This window comes from Helicobacter bilis ATCC 51630, assembly GCF_000686565.1.
GTDB classification, from domain to species: Bacteria; Campylobacterota; Campylobacteria; order Campylobacterales; family Helicobacteraceae; genus Helicobacter_A; species Helicobacter_A bilis.
This window is the reverse complement of the sequence record NZ_JMKW01000007.1, coordinates 24,767-45,444: the sequence shown is the minus strand read 5'-3', so window position 1 is coordinate 45,444 and position 20,678 is coordinate 24,767. Positions and strand designations below refer to the sequence as shown.

Annotated in this window: 18 protein-coding genes; 14 read left to right on the top strand and 4 right to left on the bottom strand. The window is 37.7% G+C overall.

Translation table 11 applies throughout. The annotated features are described in order from the left end of the window. Positions 1–7 precede the first annotated feature (7 nt). From T368_RS0102265 to T368_RS0102235, 7 genes are all read left to right on the top strand, one after another. The gene (locus T368_RS0102265) at positions 8–940 is read left to right on the top strand and encodes a hypothetical protein (protein ID WP_004087132.1); all 933 of its coding nucleotides are present in this window, start codon (positions 8–10) and stop codon (positions 938–940) included. An 18-nt stretch (positions 941–958) separates the two neighbouring features. Beyond that, the gene (locus T368_RS13035; RefSeq protein WP_004087134.1) at positions 959–1,156 is read left to right on the top strand and encodes a hypothetical protein; all 198 of its coding nucleotides are present in this window, start codon (positions 959–961) and stop codon (positions 1,154–1,156) included. Continuing rightward, on the top strand, positions 1,119–1,889 hold the full coding sequence (locus tag T368_RS0102255; protein WP_004087136.1) for a tetratricopeptide repeat protein: 771 nt from the start codon (positions 1,119–1,121) through the stop codon (positions 1,887–1,889). Before T368_RS13035 ends, T368_RS0102255 begins: the two co-directional genes overlap by 38 nt. 188 nt (positions 1,890–2,077) lie before the next feature. After that, entirely contained in the window at positions 2,078–3,355 is a 1,278-nt protein-coding gene (locus T368_RS0102250) for a hydrogenase small subunit (protein WP_004087138.1), read from the top strand. 49 nt (positions 3,356–3,404) lie between these two features. Beyond that, on the top strand, positions 3,405–5,168 hold the full coding sequence (locus T368_RS0102245) for a nickel-dependent hydrogenase large subunit (RefSeq protein WP_004087140.1): 1,764 nt from the start codon (positions 3,405–3,407) through the stop codon (positions 5,166–5,168). A gap of 27 nt (positions 5,169–5,195) precedes the next feature. Beyond that, on the top strand, positions 5,196–5,903 hold the full coding sequence (gene cybH, locus T368_RS0102240; protein ID WP_004087142.1) for a Ni/Fe-hydrogenase, b-type cytochrome subunit: 708 nt from the start codon (positions 5,196–5,198) through the stop codon (positions 5,901–5,903). A gap of 15 nt (positions 5,904–5,918) precedes the next feature. Further along, positions 5,919–6,458 (top strand): HyaD/HybD family hydrogenase maturation endopeptidase, encoded by a 540-nt coding sequence (locus T368_RS0102235; protein WP_004087144.1) that lies wholly within the window; start codon positions 5,919–5,921, stop codon positions 6,456–6,458. A 556-nt stretch (positions 6,459–7,014) separates the two neighbouring features. On the opposite strand, the gene T368_RS0102230 is transcribed toward T368_RS0102235, so the two are convergent. After that, positions 7,015–7,290 carry a hypothetical protein gene (locus T368_RS0102230; RefSeq protein WP_004087146.1) on the bottom strand — a complete coding sequence of 92 codons (276 nt, stop codon included), beginning with the start codon at positions 7,288–7,290 and terminating at the stop codon, positions 7,015–7,017. A 206-nt stretch (positions 7,291–7,496) separates the two neighbouring features. On the opposite strand from T368_RS0102230, the gene T368_RS0102225 reads away from it, so the two are divergent. Then, complete coding sequence (locus T368_RS0102225) at positions 7,497–8,366, top strand: DUF268 domain-containing protein (protein WP_004087149.1); 870 nt, start codon at positions 7,497–7,499, stop codon at positions 8,364–8,366. Between the two features lie 351 nt (positions 8,367–8,717). Here the strand turns inward: T368_RS0102225 and T368_RS0102215 are convergent, their stop codons facing one another. Beyond that, positions 8,718–8,972, bottom strand: a complete 255-nt coding sequence (locus tag T368_RS0102215; protein WP_004087151.1) for a hypothetical protein — start codon at positions 8,970–8,972, stop codon at positions 8,718–8,720. A gap of 34 nt (positions 8,973–9,006) precedes the next feature. Then, positions 9,007–12,075 carry an alanine--tRNA ligase gene (gene alaS, locus T368_RS16485; RefSeq protein WP_004087153.1) on the bottom strand — a complete coding sequence of 1,023 codons (3,069 nt, stop codon included), beginning with the start codon at positions 12,073–12,075 and terminating at the stop codon, positions 9,007–9,009. Between the two features lie 192 nt (positions 12,076–12,267). Here alaS and T368_RS0102205 point away from each other — a divergent pair, with 192 nt between their 5' ends. The 4 genes from T368_RS0102205 (at position 12,268) to glmS (ending at position 16,151) form a co-directional block, all read left to right on the top strand. Then, on the top strand, positions 12,268–13,281 hold the full coding sequence (locus tag T368_RS0102205) for a flagellar basal body P-ring protein FlgI (RefSeq protein ID WP_372446116.1): 1,014 nt from the start codon (positions 12,268–12,270) through the stop codon (positions 13,279–13,281). A gap of 44 nt (positions 13,282–13,325) precedes the next feature. Further along, a complete protein-coding gene (locus tag T368_RS0102200) occupies positions 13,326–13,571 on the top strand; it encodes a hypothetical protein (RefSeq protein ID WP_027338265.1) in 246 nt (81 codons plus the stop codon). Beyond that, positions 13,553–14,005: a hypothetical protein gene (locus tag T368_RS13030; protein ID WP_004087158.1), complete on the top strand. Its 453-nt coding sequence runs from the start codon at positions 13,553–13,555 to the stop codon at positions 14,003–14,005. Before T368_RS0102200 ends, T368_RS13030 begins: the two co-directional genes overlap by 19 nt. A gap of 349 nt (positions 14,006–14,354) precedes the next feature. Then, complete coding sequence (gene glmS, locus T368_RS0102190) at positions 14,355–16,151, top strand: glutamine--fructose-6-phosphate transaminase (isomerizing) (RefSeq protein ID WP_004087159.1); 1,797 nt, start codon at positions 14,355–14,357, stop codon at positions 16,149–16,151. A 267-nt stretch (positions 16,152–16,418) separates the two neighbouring features. Here glmS and T368_RS0102185 read toward each other — a convergent pair whose 3' ends face one another. Then, the gene (locus T368_RS0102185; RefSeq protein ID WP_004087160.1) at positions 16,419–17,441 is read right to left on the bottom strand and encodes a glycosyltransferase family 9 protein; all 1,023 of its coding nucleotides are present in this window, start codon (positions 17,439–17,441) and stop codon (positions 16,419–16,421) included. A 342-nt stretch (positions 17,442–17,783) separates the two neighbouring features. Here T368_RS0102185 and T368_RS0102180 point away from each other — a divergent pair, with 342 nt between their 5' ends. Continuing rightward, positions 17,784–19,232, top strand: coding sequence for an LLM class flavin-dependent oxidoreductase (locus tag T368_RS0102180; protein WP_004087161.1), 1,449 nt, complete (start codon positions 17,784–17,786; stop codon positions 19,230–19,232). A 147-nt stretch (positions 19,233–19,379) separates the two neighbouring features. Further along, positions 19,380–20,663 carry an MFS transporter gene (locus T368_RS0102175; RefSeq protein ID WP_004087162.1) on the top strand — a complete coding sequence of 428 codons (1,284 nt, stop codon included), beginning with the start codon at positions 19,380–19,382 and terminating at the stop codon, positions 20,661–20,663. Positions 20,664–20,678 lie beyond the last annotated feature (15 nt).

Sequence of the window (20,678 nt, the reverse complement as noted above, 5' to 3'; positions counted from 1 at the left end):
AGTAGATATGTCGCTTCTTTTTTCACATGTTAAGTCTTTTATGTTGTTTTTTGTATTGTCTTGTTGCGTGTTAGTTTCGCCGCTTTATGCTGATGGATTTGGAGATTGCAATGATTTGTATGGCTGCATAGATGGTGGCACGACAAAGATTCCACAATCAGGCGGTCAAAATAAAAGTGGGAATAAAAGTAGCAATTCAAATAAAGTCACACAGAATAAGCAAGGCACACAAGGCTATCAAGGCGGCTTCCTTGCAAGTGGGGCTATGCCTACACTTGGGGCTAGAAAAGGTAGCTTTTTATATTCTATTGCATTGCTTACTGCATTATTTGACAATGGAGTGCAAAAGCAGGGTTATGGAATCTTACTAAAAGATGGATATATCCTTGCTGCTGCTGATTTGATGAATGAAGATGGGGCGTATTTACGCAGTGTTATGGCAAAAATGCAAGATGATTCTAGTAAATCGCTTATGTGCTTTGCCATGCTTCGTTTGCGCGCAACAGATTCTAAGCTTTCATTACTTAGGGCTGAAAACTACACAGATATTTATTGTAACACTCGCGAAGAAAGCTTTTATCATCAAAGAATTAATTTACATCATTTCACTCCAATTTATAAGGGAATGCTAAAAAGCACGGTGCTTAGCCGTAAGGATAATGTATTGTTTCCATTTGTAACAGAGAACAATGCCTTATTTTACAAATCTGCAAGTATTGCGAATATCCAAAAACATAGCGCCATACATGGACTACCACTTTTTAATTCAGGTGGGCATTTTGTGGGCTTTTTATATAGTGTGAATGAGCCTAAACGGCGAAATGTGGTTGTCTCAAGTGATGAAGTAAGAGATTTTGTCTGCGATGTAGCAAAAAGAAGATTATTGCCTACTAGCGATCTAACGCGTGCATGTATGAAAAATAATACTGCGATAAAATAGTATTTCAAGGGAGAGATTGTGCTGTATTTATTGCTTATTGTTGTCATTGCAGTGCTTGTTCTTGTGCTACTTAACATGCAGCAGAACAATAAAAAATCAAGTAAAAATAAAGAAATAAATCTCATGCAATGTGTAAAATGTGGCGTATATATCACACAAGTAGATATGAAAAAAAAGAATGGTAAATGCTATTGCCATGAGTGCCTATCGCAATAAGTTTAAGTATATAAAGGTAGATTCTGTGCTGTATCGGTATTTGGTGGTATTTTTTTGCAATGTATTTGTTGCATTTGCAAACCCGTATATGCCATATAAAGCTAACAACACACAAAGGGTGCAACAAGATATTATGCCTTTATTGCAACAATGCTCTAATGGGATAAAAGATTCATGTTCGCTATTGCTTAAGCAAGGTGTGCCAAGCGTGAATGAATGTGAAATACATGTATGTCATATTATAGGTGCTACGCTGAGTGCAAATGGAAGTGATAGAGAAGCAATACCTTATCTACAAAAGTCTTGTCAATCGAATGAAAAGCTGGGTTGTTCTCTACTTGGATTACTTTATCAAATGAGTGGCAATATAGATGAAGCAGAAATTGCATACAATGCTGCTTGTAATAATGCTGATGTGATAGGTTGCTATAATATGGGCGTATTGCAGTCTATGCGATCATCATCTAATGTGGGCGGACATGCGGCTTTACAATCTTTTACTAGAGCGTGTTCTATGCAGTATCCACAAGCTTGTTTTAATCTTGCCGTAGTCTATGCTAACTATAAAAAAGATTTTGCAAATGCACTATATTTTTTTCATATCGCATGTGATTATGGCGTGATAGAATCTTGTAGAAATATGCGTTTATTAAAAGATTCTGGCATTACATTACCACCATTGCAAAAAAAACGCGGTTTGTATGTTAGGCTAGATTCTAAACAAAAGCAATAAAACTATTCATAATTCATAATGCAAGCAGATTGATACACACAGAACACAGCCTTTCAAAGTTTTAGTTACATTCAGTTACATAAATGTATTGATTTTGGAATAAATACGCACATAATCTAGGAAAATATGTATTTTATTGTAAAATAACGACACTATAACTCCCAAAACTTTTCATTAAGGATACAATGATGAGCAAACATGAAACTACGCAGGGAATGTTGCATACTGATACTATGCTCTCAGATTCCATGCCACACGACACCGCAAATATCGCATTAGATTATAGTCAAAACCCAAAAGGTGATAATCTCACATTCCATACAAAACAATCGCTTTTTAAAAAGGTTAAAAAACGACTAGATAAGTTAGCGAAACTCCCTTCATTAAGAGAAGAAAAAAGCGGTAAAGATTTAAAAGAAGTCTTACAAGAAAAAGGTATTCAAAGAAGGGATTTTATGAAATGGGCAGCAGTTGTTACTGCATCAATTGGGCTGCCTGCTACTTTTGCACCTCTTACAGCTCGTGCCGCAGAGCTTGCTGATAGAGTGCCTATTATATGGTTACACATGGCAGAATGCACAGGTTGCAGTGAAAGTTTATTAAGAAGTGAAGATCCGGGTATTGATTCTATCATTTTTGATTATGTAAGCATGGAATACCATGAGACTATCATGGCGGCATCTGGGTATCAAGCGGAAAAAAGTTTAGAAGATGCGGTAAAAAAATATGATGGTCGCTATGTTGTGATGGTAGAAGGTGGGATTCCAAAAGATACCGAATATTTCCTTACCATTGGTGCATCTGGCAGGACTGGTGCTGAAGAATGCAGACATGTAGCAAAACATGCAGCAGCAATTTTTGCCATTGGAACATGCTCTAGCTTTGGTGGAGTGCAAGCGGCTGCACCAAATCCTACAAATGCGCATCCTTTGAGTGATATTATTGACAAAAAAGTTATTAATGTTCCGGGTTGTCCGCCGAATGAAAAAAATATTGTAGGCACACTTATGCAGCATATTTTGTTTGGTGATATGGCACTCGATGCATTCCATAGACCAAAATGGGCGTATGGACATAGAATCCATGATTTATGTGAGAGAAGGGGTCGCTTTGATGCAGGTGAGTTTGTGCAACACTTTGGCGATGAAAATGCAAAGAATGGTTACTGCTTGTATAAGGTTGGTTGTAAAGGTCCTTATACTTTCAATAACTGCTCAAAATTACGATTTAACTCGCATACAAATTGGCCTATTGGTGCAGGACATGGTTGCATAGGCTGTAGTGAGCCACATTTCTGGGATACGATGTCGCCATTTGAAGTGCCGATTGGGAATCGCTATCAAACAGCCTTTAGAGGTGCTGGTGCCGATCACACTGCAGATAGGGTTGGTATGGTCATTTTGGGTGCAACAGCTATTGGTATCGCCGCACATGCAATGCTATCTGGTGCTATCAAGCCAAAGTAAGTTGTTTTGTAATCATAGAATCTTATAAATATCACCGAAAGGAAAGAATATGTCAAAAAGAATTGTTGTTGATCCTATCACTAGAATTGAAGGGCATTTGCGGATTGAAGTTATTGTTGATGATAATAATGTGATTACAGACGCATTTTCTAGCTCTACGCTATGGCGTGGTTTAGAGACTATTATTAAAGGTAGAGATCCGCGAGATGCGGGTTTTATTGCAGGAAGAATCTGTGGTGTTTGCACCTATTCTCACTATAAGGCAGGTATTACTGCGGTTGAGAATGCTTTAGGCATTGAGATTCCATATAATGCAAAGCTTGTTCGCACACTTATGAATCTAGCCTTATTTTTCCACGATCATATCGTGCATTTTTATACATTGCATGGGCTTGATTGGTGCGATATTATCAGTGCTTTAAGTGCTGATCCTGCTAAGGCTGCGAAACTTGCATTTGAATATACAGATTCTCCAATTTCAGCAGGTGAAGATGAATTAAGAATGGTGCAAAAAAGGGTAAAAGATTTTGCAGCTAAAGGCTCCCTTGGACCTTTTGCAAATGGATATTGGGGACATAAAACCTATCATCTAAGTCCAGAACAAAACCTTATTGTATTATCACATTATCTAAAACTGCTTGAAATTCAAAGAGAAGCGGCAAAAATGATGGCTATCTTTGGTGCAAAACAACCGCACCCACAAAGCTTAACCGTTGGTGGTGTTACTTCCATTATGGATATTTTAGATCCATCAAGACTTGCTGAATATAAAGCGAAGTATGAAATGGTAGCAGACTTTATCAATCGTGCTTATTATCCAGATTTAATTATGGCGGGAATGGCGTATTCAACTGAGGCAAGTGTTTTAGCAGGTTGTAATCTAAAGAATTTCCTAAGTTTCCAAGAAATGCAGGTGGGACATAATGAATACCTGCTTGATAGTGGTTATGTGCTTGATGGCGATTTAAGCAAAGTGCATGATGTGAATCTTGACTTAATCGCAGAGGAAGTAACAAACTCTTGGTATAAATATGAAGGTAAGCATAGCAATGGAGAGCCAATCAAGCCAACAGATGCACTTCACCCTTATGATGGACAAACAACACCGGATTACACCGGCTTTAAAGATGGTGAAAGCATAGGTTTAAGTGGTAAGAATGAACGCACAAAACTTTTACAAACAGATTCTAAATATTCATGGATTAAATCGCCAAGATATGATGGTAAGCCTATGGAAGTTGGACCATTAGCAGCGGTTATTGTAGGCTATGCAAAAGGTAAAAATGAAGCCTTGCATAACGCGGTAGATGCGTTTTTAAAACGCACTGGCTTAAGCACAAGTCATTTATTCAGCACGCTAGGTCGCACAGCAGCTAGAGGGCTAGAAGCAAAAGTATTAGCAGATGAGGGACTAAAAGCATTTGATGAATTAGTAAGGAATCTTAAAGTAGATACTACGACTTGTGCGCCTTATATTATTGATAATAGCAAGTCCTATAAGGGTTGCTATATCGGTAATGTGCCAAGAGGAATGTTGAGCCATTGGGTGCGTATTGAAGAGGGCAAAGTAGCAAATTATCAAGCAGTTGTGCCTTCGACATGGAATGCAGGACCAAGAGATTCTAAAGGACAAAAAGGACCTTATGAGATGAGTCTTATTGGGACAAAGATTGCAGACTTAACACAGCCTTTAGAGATTATACGACATATTCACTCATTTGACCCATGTATTGCTTGTGCTGTGCATGTAATGGATACAAAAGGTAATGATCTTGGGGAATATAAAGTAGAACCGGCATTTGCAAGATTCTAAAAAGCATAGTTGGATTAAGGAGCTTTTATGGTAACACGAACAGAGATTGATACGGGTATTGCAAAAGAAATCCAACAGCATTTAGAATTTGGTGCAATGACTAGATTCTTACATTGGGTGCGTGCATTTATGATTGTTTTTTTGGTAGCAAGTGGATTTTATATTGCATATCCTTTCTTACAGCCTGATGCAAGTGGTGAGCCAGTTATTTTCTTACAAGCATACAACAGAGCTTTTCATTGTATGGCTGGATTTGTATTGATTGCGGCTTCTATTTTTCGAGTGTATCTATTCTTTTTTGCACCATCAAGTAAGCCAGAACGCACATCGTTTTGGCAATTACTAAATCCACTTGTTTGGGCGAAGACTGTTGGGGCATACCTTTTTATTGCAAAGCATCCGCACATTAAAGGCGCATACAATCCCTTACAATTTACTACATACTTTGTATTAGGATTAGTAACCTTAATTATTTGTTTGACAGGTGTGAATCTTTATGCAAATGTCTATCATGATGGTTTGGGTGGCATTATGGGTGCATGTTTTAGCTGGGTAGATTCTGTATGTGGTGGATTAGCAAATGTTAGAGCGATACATCATATTGCTACATGGGTATTTATTGTATTTGTGCCAGTGCATATTTATCTTGTAATTTGGAATTCCGTGCGTTATCCAAACGGCGGTGCTGATGCGATGGTGAGCGGTATCCGTTATTCAGAAGAACAAAGAGTATAAAGAGAGATTTTTGTTTTGAATGTTTTAGTGCTTGGTATTGGCAATATTCTCTTTGGAGATGAGGGGATTGGCGTTCATTTATGCAACTATTTAAAAGTAAATTATACTTTTGATAGCAAAGAGCATACTATCACATTTGTTGATGGTGGCACATTAGCAAATATGCTGATTCCACTCATTGTGGAATATGATCATGTATTATTACTTGATTGTGTGAGCGTTGAAAATGCACAAATTGGTGATGTATATAGCTTTAGTTTTGATAATATTCCATCATGTATTACTTGGGCTGGGAGTGCCCATGAAATTGAGATGCTGCAAACACTTCATTTAACAAAAATGATGGGTGATTTGCCGCAAGTACATGTCATTGGTATTGTGCCGGAAGTAATTGGTGAAGACACCGCCTTTAGTCTTAGTGAATCTCTTTTAAGGGGTGCATTAACTATGGAGCAAAATGCTATTTCATATCTGGAAAATTTAGGCTTTCATATTAGCAAAACTAAGAATATACCATTGCAAGAGATAGCTAATAATTCATATAAAGGTTTTTAAGAAATAAATCCCATTGTATGCTAATTTGAGAAATTGTTGGTGATTTTAATTTCATAACTCGCAATTGTGTCTCAATATTTTTATATCCCACTTTATATTTTTACGCTATGCTTGAATTTTTATATGCTTTGATAGCAATATTTAAAGTAACTTGTTAAAAAATATCCCTATTTTCTTACTTTAAACTCCCCTAATACTTCATAAGGTTTCATAATAGTTGAAAGTGAAATTTTTGTATTTAATTAAAAATATATTAAAAATATAGATACCATATTAATTCTAGACCATTGTTAGAAAGCAGACTTCATCTAAATCTCACCCACAACAAGCATAGCTTCTACCAATAAAACAGAAATAAGCATACAATACATTTCGTAATTACAAGCATATATTGCGAAATACTCAAAATAGAATACAATCTAGGTTATGTAAATCACGCTAAGAACAAATATAAAAATGTATCAAGAGAGAGAGATAAGAAAATAGTATGTATTGAGAAATACGGCATAATATCCTATGCCGTTTTATATCATGTTGCAAAAAAAAATGGGAAAGATTACTTAGAAGCTTTATCCTGTGCTTCTGTTGCATTATCAGTAGCAGCTGGTGCTTCCGCTGGTTTTGCTTCTTCTGTGCTAGTAGCATCTGCAGCTTCTTTAGACTCATTTTGTGCTTCTGTTGCATTATCAGTAGCAGCTGGTGCTTCCGCTGGTTTTGCTTCTTCTTGTGCTGCTGGTGCTTGTGCAGGTGCTTTTTCTTCCTTTTTGTCATCGCATGCAACAAATAATGTTGCTAAACCTGTGATAACTGCCATTGCTAAAAACTTTTTCATAATGAAACTCCTAGAATAAAAATGTGAGACACATTATAGCATAGATTCTAAGAAATTTTAAAATATTTTTTATTTTATGGTTTTATCAAAATGAGAATTTAAACATGCTTGGAAAAATAGGTAATCCAAGAAATATTTTATACTCAGACTATCACCATTTAGACAATTTTACTACAATAGCACAAATTTAATTTGGAGATTCTCATATGAAACGAAAAACAATTCCACAAAGGATAAAACGCGAGATATTACGACCCTTCCGCAGAATGATTGACAAAGAATGGGGGGGGGGGGGTAACCACCCCTTTATGAGCGATGAGGAAATCACTCGAGACAAACAGCTATACACCAAACTAAATAAAGATTCTCGCTTTATACTCGATCCGAAACATGATTATATTTGCCGACATGACAAGTATGCTAAAAATGGTGATATAGGGGATTCATCATATTTTATCCAAGATATTTGGGGAGCACGAAAAGTGTTAGAAAATAAGCCGAGTATGCACTATGATGTTGGCTCGTCTGTGGTTGGTTTTATCGCGCATTTGCTTGCACAAGGACAGAAAATCACTCTCATTGACATTAGACCGATGGACAATAACTTTGACACAAACTTTTTGAATCAAAAAGGCGGCATTTCATATATTCAAGCCAACGCTACACTCTTAGAAAATATTGCTGATAACTCTTTAGAATCAATTTCTGCATTGTGTAGTGTGGAGCATTTTGGATTAGGGCGATATGGTGATCCTATCGAACCAGATGCTTGGGAAAAGGCTTTGAGGGCTTTTCAAAGGGTATTAAAACCCGGTGGTAAGCTATATTTTAGTGTGCCTGTGGGGCAGATTGATAAAGTGTGTTTTAACGCACACAGAGTGTATCGACCGCAAACCATTATTGATGTATTAGATGAAATGCAAATTCTTGAAATGGGTTACATTAGCACACTCGATGTTATAGAATGTATGAAATGGCAAAAAGATCATTTAGAGATTTATCAAAGCTGCCTTGATTCCATACCAGAATATCAAAATAATGGGAATACGGGATTGTTTGAATTTATTAAAAAATAATTCAGCTAAAAATATAGCAAATATTCTTAATGATACACCGCGGATTCTAAAAGCATCCTACTGAATGGAATGTTAATGCTTAATACCCGCTTGTATTTACTTACGATTTTCATTTAAAGAAGAAATGCTGTATCATAGATTTGTAGAATCTAAATACAGCATTGATAGATACATTTCTATAGAACCAAACTTTAGTTTTTTTATCTCTTTTGGACTTTGCAAGGTGCTTGCATCTTTCATTATCGCATTCATAGCGGAGATGGGTCTTCAGTGAAGTTAAAAAAAGTCTGTCCGCAATGTCGGCGGTTAAAGCTTTTCTAATTTGCCTTTTGTGCTTTATTTTCTATATTATCATGGGGATTTTCGCCGTGCTTCTGTGGCAAGAAAAAAGTTTAATATCTGGGTAATTTTTCCCACTAACGCCACTTTTGCTAAGGTATTTAGCAAGGGCAGATCTATGCCACTATTGATAGTTTCTGTCTTTGTGTAGTAGGGTAGCCAAACGCTCTTAGCTACTGCTTTTATTCTATCTTCTATACGCTCTTCTATACTTTGCCATTTATCTTTATAATGTGATTTAATTAAAATAATTTGCTTTAATCTCATTTCTTGTCTAGCTTTTCCACTTCTCCATTTGCCTTTAGCCTAGATTTTCTCTTGCAATGTTTTTTGCTAGATCTAGAGCTTCTTGGACTTTGCTAGATTCTGTAACCTTACCTCCAGCGGTGGCAAAGTCATCTCTGCCCCCACCATTGCCCCCTAAGATTTGTGCGACTTGCTTTACCCACACTCCAGCTTTGAGACTAGATATGCCCTTTACTCCAGCGGTTAGAGAGACTTTGCCGCCAGATTCTGTTACAAGCAAAATCGCTACTTTTTCATTCTCATTTTTCGCCCTATCGATAATGTCCTTTGCCTCTTTTGCTTCCACTGAATCTAGCTTTAGGACGATGAGTTTCACGCCATTTACTTCCTCATAATCTAGGCTTTTGACACTCTGCTTTGCCTTGTTTGCGTTATCTCTTGCCTCTTTCAAAGCGTTTTGCAGCTTTGCCACACCCTGCAAGACATCTTGGGCTTTTAGCTGCTCTTTTAGAGTCTTTATGGATTCTAGTGCTGCTTTGCCATAGTGATACGCCGCTTTGCCACACACCGCCTCAATACGCCTAACCCCGCTACTCACGCTACTCTCACGCACGATATAAAAGCTCCCAATCTCTGCGGTATTTTGGATATGAATCCCCCCGCATAGCTCAATAGAATCCCCAAGGGTTATCACACGCACGCTCTCCCCATACTTCTCGCCAAAGAGTGCCATAGCCCCCTTTGTCTTAGCTTCTGCAATCCCCATAGTCTCGCAAATCTGTGGGGTAGATTCTGTGATTTTTTCATTTACTAGGGCTTCTATTTGCTCTAGCTCATTGACGCTTAACGCCTTTGGGTGAGAGAAGTCAAAACGCAGGCGATTAGATTCTACAAGGCTTCCAGCTTGAGCGATATGGCTACCTAGAATCTGCCTTAAGGCGTAATGCAGTAAATGCGTGGCGGAGTGGTGTTTAATGATTTCAAAGCGACTAGAATCTACTTGTGCTTTTACTAGATCCCCCACTTTTAGCATACTTGTGGCAACGACTTTAGAGAGATTTAGCCCAAAGTATTTTTGAGTATCAAGGACTTGTGCTGTCTGCGTTGTCTCTTTTTGCAATTCAGCTTTTTCATTATTTTCTTGTCGCAAAAAGGGGTTTATCCCCTCCCCGCTCCCCTTAGCCCCGAAAAAGTCTCCGCTTTTTCGGCAATCAAGGGGAGTGCCTCGCTCTTCCCTCTCTAGCTCCGCTTTGGCGGTGGCACTACTGCCACCTTGTTCCCAAAGCTCCGCACCACGAGAGGGACGAGATTCTGCCATTGTGGAATCGACTTGGGATTCTGTATCGCTAGAATCTTGGCATTTTAGGCTTGTGGATTTTAGCTCACGCTCACAAGGGGTAGAATCCACAATTCTAGTATTTGCGGTGGTGCTTGTGCTGTTTTTCACAAATTTTGAGGGGGAGCTAGACATAAGGTCTGCGGTTCTCTCAAAATTTGTGAAATCGGTGCAATGATTACCCAAAGACGAATTGCTTTCAAGCAAAACTCCCTTATCCCCAATCGGTCCTCCTGACTCTGGGTAGAATGGCGTAGATTCCAACATCACCCAGCCCTCTTGCCCTGCCTGTAAAGATTCCACTCTTTTAAAGCTAGAATCTAAAAGGGCTAGAATCTTAGATTCTGTGCTTATGCACTCATAGCCTACAAACTCATTCTCACCATACTCACTCAACAGTGCGTTAAAATCGCCATCCTTGACACTATCGCCACTGCCCCTCCAGTGTGCTTTGCTTCTATCCTTTTGCTCTTGCATACATTTTTCAAAGCCCTGCAAATCTATGCTTAAGCCAAGCTCCCTTAGCATATCTTGCGTTAAGTCAAGTGGAAAGCCGTAAGTGTCGTAGAGTTTAAAGGCTATTTCACCATTAAAACTTTTTTCATTCTTTTGCCGCATAGAATCTAGCTCGGTTTGAAACAACGCCATTCCCGATTCTATCGTCTCAAAAAACCTTTCTTCTTCTGCTTTGCACTGCTCTTGCAGGGCATTTTTACGCTCTTTTAAATAGCTATAATGTCCGCCCATAGAATCACACACTACCCCTACGACTTCATATAAAAATGCCTTTCTTAAGCCTAACAAATAGCCGTGCCTAACTGCCCTGCGTAAGATTCTACGAAGCACATAGCCCCTACCCTCTTTGTCAAAATTTACCCCTTGTGCGAGTAGAAACGCCACAGCTCGCGCGTGGTCGGCAATGACTCTAAAGCTTGCAATGTCTTTCTTACAAGAATCTATTATATCTTTTGCAAAACCCATCGTGTTTTTAAGCAACACACTATCGCGGTAATAGCTCTTACCTGTAAGCTCCTTAATACACTGCATTATGGGTGCAAAAAGACTAGAATCAAAATTATTTATCTCACCCTCTTTGAGTGCTATTACTCTCTCTAGCCCCATACCTGTATCAATGCTAGGCTTAGGCAGCGGCTTCAACGCCCCACTAGAATCACGCTCATACTGCATAAACACAAGATTCCATATCTCTAAAAACCTATCCCCCTCACCGCCAAAATAGTCTTCTTCGCTATGAAAAAACTCTGCCCCTTGATCCACATATATCTCACTACAAGGTCCGCAAGGTCCTGTATCACCCATTTGCCAGAAGTTATCCTTATCGCCCATTCGTTTAATGCGACTAGATTCTATATGCTCCTGCCACAGCTCAAAAGCTTCATCATCGCTTTCGTGAATCGTTACATATAAAAGGCTCTTATCAAAGCCCAAAATTTCAGTTACAAACTCCCACGCATACGCAATAGCTTCTTTTTTAAAATACGCCCCAAAGCTAAAGTTGCCAAGCATTTCAAAAAGCGTGTGATGACGCGCTGTGTAGCCGACATTCTCTAAGTCATTGTGCTTCCCACCCGCACGGATACAAAGCTGTGAGCTTGTAGCGATATTGGGACTTGGGATTGGAATCTTACCTGTAAAAATATCCTTAAACTGCACCATTCCCGCATTGGTAAAAAGCAAGCTCGCATCATCTGGCACTAAAGGCATAGAATCATAAACCTTATGCCCTTTGCTTTTAAAAAACTCTATATATTTTGCTCGTATATCCATATATGTATTCCTTGATTTTTGGGTATTTTGCTTTGCATTATACATTATTTTTATGTGTGCTTTATTTACAAAAAATACGCTTAATGTAAAATGTTATTAGCTATGGTATTGCTTTTGCTTTGAGTGTGTTTATTGTGGATAGGTTTGTGCTACAATGACAAAAGGATTTTTTACATTAAAAGGATTTATATGATTAGAAGTCTTATCTTAGCATTATGTTTTGTTGCGGCGCTGCAGGCTGAAAAGATTGGCGATCTCACAAATATCGCTGGTGTGAGGGATAACCAGCTTATGGGCTATGGTATTGTTATCGGGCTAAATGGCACAGGCGATAAGGGCGGGTCGAAATTTACTGCACAATCTATGGCAAACATGCTAGAGACGATGAATGTAAAGGTTACTGCCGATGATATTAAGTCTAAAAATGTCGCGGCAGTCATGGTAACCGCTTCCCTACCGCCATTTGCAAGACAGGGCGATAGAATCGATATAAAGATTTCTAGCATTGGGGATGCAAAGTCCTTGCAAGGTGGCACACTTGTGATGACACCGCTAAATGCAGTTGATGGGCAGATTTATGCAGTAGCACAAGGTGCGATTAGCGTGGGTAAGGGTGATAGCCTTGTGAGCGGGACTATTAATGGTGGGGCAACGATTGAAAAGGAAGTTATCTATAATCTTGCAAATCAGTCAAGCACGACTCTAAGCCTTAAGAAATCAGACTTTCAAAACGCTATAAAAGTGCAAAATAAGATCAATGAAGTCTTTGGGGATAACTCCGCTACCGCTCTAGATTCTAGAACGATTAAGATTAATAAGCCAAATAATTTAAGCATGATTGAGTTTCTAGCCTTAGTCCAAGAAGTAGATATCCCCTACTCCGCTAGAGAGAAAATAGTAATAGATGAGAAGTCTGGCACAATCGTATCTGGCTTAGGTATCAGCGTGCAGCCTATCGTGCTTACTCATGGGGATTTAACCCTAAAGATTACTAATGAATTTGATACAAATGATAAAAGCACAAAAGTAGATTCTATGACACTTGACCCACAGACAAACACACTAAGTAGCAACGGGCAAACACCAACTGTTGCAAGTGTAGTAAGGGCATTGCAGCGACTTGGGGCAAGCCCACAAAGCATTGTGTCTATCTTAGAAACTATGAAGCGAAGCGGGGCTATCGCTGCGGATATTGAGGTGTTGTAAAAAAGTTTTAGGTTGATTTGATAAATTTAGAAAAAAGGGATACCATGTTGAGCTATTTTAGAAAGAAGAGAAAGGCGTATAAACAAAGGCAAATGATAGAAAAGGATAAAGGCAGTATGCACCCCACGCACTTTCCTTTAGTAATGTCTGCTATGGAACGAGAATATTTAGAAAACGCTTTTAAAACGCATAATCAAATCGTGGGGGGGGGGGTGAATACCTTGAGTTTGGTTCCGGTGGCTCAACCTTTTTGGCTCTTTTGCATTCTAATATGCGTATTACAAGTGTAGAGTCTGATAAGAAATGGTTGGCACATTTAAGTGAATGGGATATGATAAAACAAAATTTATCTACGCAAAGACTATCATTTTTTCATGTTGATATAGGTAAAACTGGTGCATGGGGTGTACCTTTGGAGTTAAACAAAAGAGAGAGTTTCCCTAACTATTCTAAACAGATTTTTACCCATCGCAATGATTTTAGTATGGTGTTTGTTGATGGCAGATTTAGAGTAGCCTGCATACTTGCAAGTATTATATATTGTAAAGCAAATACAAGAATCTTGGTGCATGATTTTAATAATCGCCCACACTATCACAAAGTTGTGGAATTTTTAGATTTTGTGGATACTTGTGATACTCTTGCAGAATTTAAAATAAAAGAGAATATTGACCCGCAAAGATTACTTGCAATGTATGACAAATCAAGGTATGATTATGAGTAAGTTGGCACAAAGACAAAATTATGTTAAATACAGAATAAGCAACCAAGACGTAGTTGATGATTGTATAAATTATGATATATACATATTATCATAATCAAAAAACCGATCTATTTTCATAAGTTTTTTATACAAACTTAAGCGCGATAGTTTAACCTTTGTGAACAAGGTTGCTAAAAATCAAACGAGTTGGAAATACAACCATAATAACACCTGCAATTTCTGCAAAATCCAGATTTTATGGCATTGTTGCATTACATACAGCACAAGCATTTAAAACCAATAGCCTATTAAAACAGAGTTGAAATAGATTGGGTAGTATTATAAAAATAATTATTATAGGGAGTTAGCAATGTGTGGTATCGTTGGATATATCGGTGATAGAGATAAAAAAAGTGTGATTTTAAATGGTTTAAAAGAGTTAGAGTATCGTGGGTATGATAGTGCTGGTATGGCGGTTTTGCAAAATGAAAAGATTCAGTCCTTTCGTGCGGTGGGTAAGTTAGAGAATTTGAGTGAAAAATTACAAAGCATGTCGTTTGATGGCTATGGACTAGCCATAGGGCATACGCGTTGGGCTACACATGGGAAGCCAACAGAATGTAACGCACACCCGCATAGTGGCACACAAAGTGCGATTATCCATAATGGAATCATTGAAAATTATAAGGAATTAAAAGAAGAGTTGCAAGCAAAAGGCGTGTGCTTTCAAAGTCAAACAGATACAGAAGTAATCGTGCATTTATTTGAATCTTATACGCAAACTCTCTCGCCACAAGAAGCCTTTGAAGCAACGATTAAGCGACTACAAGGCTCTTTTGCGATTCTGCTTATCACAAAACTAGATTCTAATAGAATCTTTTATGCAAAAAAGCACTCCCCACTTTTAATCGGCTTTAATAAAAATAATCCTAATGAAGTCTTTTTTGCAAGTAGTGATGCAGCACTTATAGGGCTTATAGATAGCGTGATTTACCTTGATGATGGGGACTTTGGAAGTATTAGTATAGATGAGATAGGGGGGCTAAAATATGAGATAAAGCCCTTTAATGCGAGTAAAGAGAAGGCACAAAAAGATGGCTATCGCTATTTTATGGAAAAAGAGATATATGAGCAAGAAAGCGTTTTGCTTGAGACAATGGTGGGGCGAGTGAGTGAGGGGAGCGTGTGTTTTGAAGAGCTAGATTCTAACTTTTTTAATGCCTTTAAAAGCATTGCGATTTGTGCGTGTGGGACAAGCTATCATAGTGCATTAGTCGGCAAGTATCTCTTAGAGAGAAAAGCAAGAGTCCGCACGACAACGCATATTGCAAGTGAGTTTCGCTATGCAAAGCCTATGTTAGAATCTGATGAACTTTTTATCGTTATCTCACAAAGTGGTGAGACTGCTGATACACTTCAAGCCCTAAAACTTGCGAAAGAAAAAGGATTAAAAACGCTTGTAATATGTAATGTGGATAATAGCTCAATGGTGCGTTTAGCTGATTATTGTCTGCTTACAAGAGCTGGGACAGAAAAAGGCGTGGCAAGCACAAAGGCGTTTGCAACACAAGTTATGGTGCTATGGATCTTTTCAGTGTTGCTTGGATACAAAAGGGGCTGTATAGATTCTGTTGGCTTAAAGAGTGAGACACGCGCAATGCTACATGCAAGAAGTGCTACACATATAAATCAAAATCTACATGAAAAAATCAAGCGATTATCAAAGCGATATTTGCATGGACATGGCTTTTTCTTTATCGGTAGAGATATTTTCTATCCACTCGCATTAGAGGGGGCTTTGAAGCTAAAAGAGATTAGCTATCTACACGCAGAGGGCTATCCTAGCGGGGAGATGAAGCATGGTCCTATAGCCCTTGCTGATAGTGAGTTATTTACTCTTGCACTTATGCCTAAGAATTTACTATATGAAAAAAATAAAAGCAATGTAGAGGAACTCATTGCAAGAGATTCTACAATCTGTGCGATTAGTCCCATTGATTTTGAACTCGCTGATGATATCGTAAAGATTCCGCAATTTGAAAGCTATATGGAAGAGTTTTTCTCCATGATGGTTGTATTGCAGCTTTTAGCATTAGAGATAGCAGTGCGGCTTAATAATGATGTGGATATGCCACGAAATCTAGCTAAAAGCGTTACGGTTGAATGATTTTATATGGAATCTTTATGGAGATTTTGTGGTGTTTTGGTGTGGTTGTTAAGGTTTGTTTTGTAGTTTTTAAAGATTTATTGTCGCTTTGAATCTTATTTTATATTGAATCTGTTTTGGCTATTAAAGCTATATTTTAGATTCTGCTATTAAGCTTTTTTGTATGTAGAATTGCATAAAGACTTAAAGAATCTAGAAAAATTTATGCCTTCTCTCGTATATTCTATGCTAAAACTTTTTTAATAAGACTATAACTGCATTTTATTATTAATTCTTAATATTTTCTTGCAATATATGCAATGTTTGTGTTATAGCTTGTTGTATATCATTTTCATTCATTTGCGTTTTTTCATAAGGTAAAATCACATATTGCTTACTCTTTGTCCCCCATTTCTTTGTATCATACGCTGAAAATAATCCTATTGTTGGCACACCTAGATTTGAAGCAAGATGTATTGTGCCTGTGCTTGGGCTAATGACATAATCCATTTGTTCTATCAATGCAGCAAGATTTAATATGTCATCATCATTTTGAAAGATAATAAGATTTGAAATTTCTTGCTTAGTTTCATTTTTCCATGTAGATAGTGCTTCTAAAAAATAGTCATGTATTTGTGGATAGGTGGCAACTATCGGGATACAATTTTGCATATTGCTAATATGGGCTATAATCTCTATGTAAGATTCTAAAGGAAGCGTATGTGTGGCTGTATGACTAAAGGGATTAATTAAAATGAGTTTAGAATTACCCCCCCCCCCCCTCGTTTTTGCATGGTTAGCAATAAAAGATTTTACCTTTTCTTTTTGTTCCTGTGTAGTTTTTACTTTCGCATTATTAAGACAGATTGTCTTTATTTTTGTGTCAAATAACTTTGGATTAATTTTTCGCACATAGCTTAGACCCTGCTCATATCGTGTCATATTGCGATATTTTGGTAAAAGATGTATTGGGATAGTCTTGCAACGCATGGAAAAGAGACTTGGTATCTTTGTAGTTGTAATAATTGTTTTAACATTGCTTGCTTGCAGGGGATAGAGATAACACCGCTTACAATTTGTAAGAATTGCATAATCAAGATTATATGAGTTAAATAAATCAATATGACTTGCAATATCACCTTGTATATCATGCACGAAATCCACAAAATCACAATGTAGTAATAAATTTTTCATAATCGCATTACCAAAGACAATTACTTCGCAATTAAATATTGCTTTTAATGCAAAAAGTGGCTCAAGTGCGAAAATATTATCACCTAAACCATAAAAATGTATATAGCCAACCTTCATGTAATTTCCCTGCACTTAAACTTTTCGTATCATATTTTTAAAAGCAAGATTATAGCATAGTTACGAGTTTCTGGAATCTCTTATATCGATTTAGATTCTATGTCTTTGTATTATCAGCAGAGTTTTATAGCCTACTATTTATTACAATAAAATAAGTATAAAAGTATATTTTATGTAATTTTAATTATAAAAATGGCTATTTAATAATTATATATTATAGTTTATCTATAAAAAAGTTTAAAAAATATAAAAAAAATAAAATTACATATTGTATTTTTAAAAATTTACTGATATAATGCGATTTATAAATCACAACACAAGATTCTAAATATGGAGAAAAATATGGGACTAGCAAAACAAATTAGCTTTAATGCCTTTGAGATGAATTGTATTTCGCATTTAAGTCCGGGGCTGTGGCGGTATCCAAACGACCAAGCCCTAAAATATAAAGACATTGAATATTGGCAGAATATCGCACAAATCGCTGAAAAGGGGCTGTTTGACGCGGTGTTTATCGCTGATGTTTTGGGCGTGTATGATATTTATGGGGGCAATGATTGTGGGGCGTTAAAGACGGCGTTGCAAGTGCCGGTAAATGACCCTACTCAACTTGCCGTTATCGGTGCGGCAGTTACTAAACACATAGGCTTTGGGGTAACCGCTGGTGTGCCTTTTGAACATCCCTATCCCTTTGCTAGACGCCTTAGCACTCTAGATCATCTCACAAAGGGGCGGGTCGGCTGGAATATCGTTACGGGCTATCTGCCAAGTGCCAATAAAAATATGGGCTCAAGTGAGCTGCCGCACAATGAACGCTACGATGTGGCTGATGAATATATGGAAGTGATTTATAAGCTACTAGAAGGCAGTTGGGAAGATTCTGCGGTGATTTTAGATAGGGAGAGTGGGGACTTTGCCGATCCAAATAAAATCCATCACATAGGGCATCACGGCAAATATTTTGATGTGCCGGGTATTCATCTGTGTGAGCCAAGTATCCAACGCACACCGGTGCTATTTCAAGCGGGGAATTCTACGCGTGGTAGGCAGTTTGCCGCTACTCACGCAGAGGCTATTTTCATCGCCCCGCCCACAAAGGAATACGCTAAAATCGCCGTCAAACAAGTGCGAGATGCTTTGATACAAGCCGGACGCGACCCATATAGTGCCAAAATCTACATTCTAGCCACCATAATCACTGATGAGAATGAGAATCTAGCACAGGCTAAATATAACGATTTGTTATCTTACTCTAGCAGGGAAGGCTCTTTGGTTATCAATTCTGGTTGGCTGGGCGTGGATTTAAGCCGCTATGACTTAGAAGATCCATTAAGCAACATTAAATCAAACGCCATAGTCGCACAAGTAGAAGCCTTGAGTAACTCCACAACAGAATCTGGCAAAGAGTGGCGACTAAAAGATTTGCTAAAACTCACAGGGCTAGGCTGTCAAGGACCAAAGTTTGTAGGCTCACCTACGCAAGTCTGTGATATTTTACAAGAAGTGATCGCATATAGCGATGCTGATGGCTTTAATCTAGCCTATGCGACAACGCCCGGGAGCTTTGAAGATGTCGTGCGATTTATCGTGCCAGAGCTTCAAAATCGCGGCGTGTATAAAAGAGAATACGCACAAGGCTCACTGCGGCATAAACTTTTTGGCAAGGGCGATAGGCTAGATTCTAGTCATATCGCTTCACGCTATCGTGTGGGCGGGGCAAAAAGCACGATCAATGATTATGCGAACACAGGGCGATTTAAACACAATAAGGAGCAAGACTATGTTATATAGTTTGTGCCAATAAAATATTTTCTATAAACAAAGATATGTACGCTTAATTTGGCGAGATTTGTGGTTGCTAATAAAATATAGAAGGCAGTTAGGTAATGTTTGTAGTCTATTGCAATACAGCTAAGTTTTATGACAAGGATTATGACAATGGTGTTATTTAAGAGGAATAGGTCTGAATTAGACATTTCAAAAACAAAGACAATCCGTTCTGTCATTGCAGCAAGTAGCGGCAATCTTGTGGAATGGTTTGATTTTTATATTTATGCATTTGCGACACCTTATTTTGCGAGTAACTTTTCTGATGCACAATCCTCAGTTATACAACAAATATCTGTTTTTGGTGTGTTTGCCATTGGTTTTTTAATGCTACCTATTGGCAGTATGGTTTTTGGGTCTATCGCTGATAAAATAGGACGTAAAAGCTCGATGATTTTTTCTATTGTTTTAATGGCTATAGGTTCGTTTTTGATAGCATTTTTGCCTGGCAAAAATATCATAGGAGATGCTGCAATTATCTTTTTACTTTTGGCAAGACTCTTGCAGGGCTTTGCTGTTGGTGGAGAATATGGTATTGCAGCGGCTTATTTAAGTGAGGTGGCACCGCATGGTAAAAGAGGATTTTATTCAAGTTTTCAGTATTTTACTCTTATTGGTGGTCAATTACTTGCTATAGCAAGTATTAGTTGCATGTTTTTATTTATCTCACACGAAGAAATGTCTGAGTGGGGATGGAGGGTATTGTTTTTCATTGGTGGTATGTTTGCTTTATTTAGTCTACTTATACGTTCGTTTATGAGTGACAATTCTGCAGAGGAACTAAAATGTCATGCAGATAGAGGTAGCTTTAAAGCCTTATTAAAATCATATAAATCTGTATTGCTTGTTTTTGGTATTACCGCAGGATGCTCTCCAGCTTACTATATTATTACCACATATAGCAAGATATATATGATAAATAATGGAATTGATCCACAAATAGCCTCTAATATTATGCTTGGAGCAATTTTTATACTATTTATCTCTGTTCCATTTTTTGGAATATTGTCTGATAAAATAGGATTAAAAACTTGTCTACTTGCATTCTGTATTTTTACTATTTTTGGTATCTATCCAGCTTTTATGGCAATGAAAACATTTACAAACCCTTTTGCGTTGTTCGCTATAATCGGATCCATGTGTTTTATGCTTGGATTATATAGTGCAGTGGCAGGTATTTTTAAGACTACACTTTTTCCACAACATATTCGTGCTCTTGGAACTGGGTTTAGTTATGCAGTTGCGGCAGCACTTTTTGGAGGAAGTGCAAATTATGTAGCTTTACAATTTAAGGAATACGGAGTTGAACAAGGTTTTTTTATTTATCTTGGCATGTTAATGGTCATAGCAACCGTATGTGTTATTTTGATTCCAAAAAATAGAAATCTAGATTAACTCTGTTGCAACCAA